This window comes from Pseudostreptobacillus sp. (genome assembly GCF_977040545.1).
This window is the reverse complement of record NZ_CDRRBS010000132.1, coordinates 1-2,192: the sequence shown is the minus strand read 5'-3', so window position 1 is coordinate 2,192 and position 2,192 is coordinate 1. Positions and strand designations below refer to the sequence as shown.

Sequence of the window (2,192 nt, the reverse complement as noted above, 5' to 3'; positions counted from 1 at the left end):
AAGCCACGAAGATTTAATAAAAGCCGCTAAAGTACTATTAGAAAAAGGTGTTACTAATGTATTTATAACACTTGGAAGCAAAGGTATATTCTATATGAATAATGAAAAATATGAAATTATTGCTAATCCTAATATTTCAGCTGTTGATATTACTGGTGCAGGTGATTCATTTGCAGCAGGTGTAGCCTTTTCTTTATACAACAATTTTGAAATAGAGAAAATGGCAAGATGTGCTCTTAGCATGTCTATACTTAATGTTACGCACCTTGGAACTTGTTTCAAAGGTTTAAACAAAAATATTTTAAATGATACTATGAAAACTTATTTTAATATAGAACTTTAGGAGGAAAAATGAAACAATATTTAGAAATTAACCCAATCGTACAAGAAGCATTAGCTCAAAATAAACCGATTATAGCATTGGAATCAACTATAATCTCTCACGGTATGCCTTATCCTAAAAATGTTGAAACTGCTTTAGAAGTTGAAAGATTAGCAAGAGAATGTGGTGTAGTTCCAGCAACTATAGGTATAATAAAAGGAAAATTAAAAGTTGGATTAACTAAAGAAGAAATTGAATTATTAGGTAAAGAAGGATTAAGTGTTCCAAAAGTTAGTAGACGTGATCTTGCATATATTACTGCTAATAAATTAAATGGTGCTACTACTGTTGCTACAACTATGTTAATATCATCTCTTGCAGGTATAAAAGTATTTGCAACTGGTGGTATAGGTGGTGTACATAGACACGCTGAAACAACTATGGACATATCTGCTGATTTAGAAGAATTAGGACAAACAAATGTGGCAGTAGTTTGTGCTGGTGCTAAATCTATATTAGATCTTAAATTAACTCTTGAATATTTAGAAACTAAAGGAGTACCTGTTCTTGGTTATAAAACAAAAGAATTACCTGCATTCTACACTAGAAAAAGTGGATTTAATTTAGATTACGCTATTGATAGCCCTAAAGAATTTGCAGAAATTTTAAAAACTAAATGGGATTTAAACTTAAAAGGTGGTGTTGTTATAGCTAATCCTATTCCTGAAGAACATGCAATGGATTTTGATACTATAAATAATGCTATAAACAATGCTATAGCTGAAGCTGATGAAAAAGGTATTAAAGGTAAAGATACTACTCCATTCTTACTTGATAAAGTTAAGACTATAACAGCTGGTAAATCTCTTGAAGCTAATATACAACTTGTATTTAATAATGTAAGACTTGCTTCAGAAATTGCAAAGGAATTAGTTAAATTAGGATAATGATAATATTTTTAACACTAATTAATATTTTAATAGCATTCGTAAAGCTATATATATCTATAAGCGTATTCTTTAATTTTAAGAAGCCTTTTAATATTTTAAATATTTTAATAATACCAATATTTGTTTTTGAAATAATTACAACAATAGGATATATTTTTAGCAACTCTATGCAATCAATAGCTCCTACTATATTGGTACTTTTAGGAAATAATATATTTGTAAATATATTCTATATTTTTATTAGTAATGTATTTATAATCGGTAGAATTAAAATAAACGATAATTTCTTAAAAATTTATAGAACTTTACTTACAATATATCTTATTTTCACATCTTTGTTTACATTATTATTGTATTTATAGATAAATATAAAAAGAAGTTGAAGATTTCTCTTCAACTTTTTTTAATTAAAATTCATAATTTATAGATAGCATTCCACCTATCTTATTTCTATTTCCTATGCTTGCTTTAATCGTTGCTCTTAATTTATCGTTTATATCATATTTTAACCCAACTGTATAATTAACATTAAATCTATCTAAATTTTTACCAATTGTTTTAAATTTAACTCCATTAAGATTAGCATTTAAAGTAGTTTTTATATTATCATACATACTAATTTCAAGATTTTCAATAAAATCAATTTTTTTATTTATATTTAAACTATGTTCTAAGCCTAAAGTAAATTTATTTTTTATTAATAAATTCTCTTCTAATTTAAGATCTACCAAACTTTTACTTTTATGATTAAATATAGAAAATAGTGTTGTATTAATTTTAAGAGAGGGTTTCAATGTATTATATACATCTATTTTAAATGTTTTTGATAAAGAAATTTTAAAATCACTCATTATCGCCTTTAGATTAGAATTTATCTTTTCATCCCCTACACTTCTATCTATATCTGTATCAATATACAT

At 25.6% G+C, this 2,192-nt stretch carries 3 protein-coding genes; 2 read left to right on the top strand and 1 reads right to left on the bottom strand.

All coding sequences use genetic code 11. The features are described 5' to 3' along the window. Positions 1 to 343 (top strand): carbohydrate kinase family protein (locus ACWYO2_RS05835; RefSeq protein ID WP_455515541.1); only part of this gene is annotated, 343 nt, incomplete at its 5' end. 8 nt (positions 344 to 351) lie between these two features. Beyond that, entirely contained in the window at positions 352 to 1,269 is a 918-nt protein-coding gene (locus tag ACWYO2_RS05830; RefSeq protein WP_455515540.1) for a pseudouridine-5'-phosphate glycosidase, read from the top strand. 410 nt (positions 1,270 to 1,679) lie between these two features. Here the strand turns inward: ACWYO2_RS05830 and ACWYO2_RS05825 are convergent. Next, positions 1,680 to 2,192 (bottom strand): hypothetical protein (locus tag ACWYO2_RS05825; RefSeq protein ID WP_455515539.1); only part of this gene is annotated, 513 nt, incomplete at its 5' end.

Excerpts from the sequence above, each read along its gene's own strand:
- ACWYO2_RS05830 (WP_455515540.1), top strand. The coding sequence starts at position 352 with ATGAAACAATATTTAGAAATTAACCCAATCGTACAAGAAGCATTAGCT.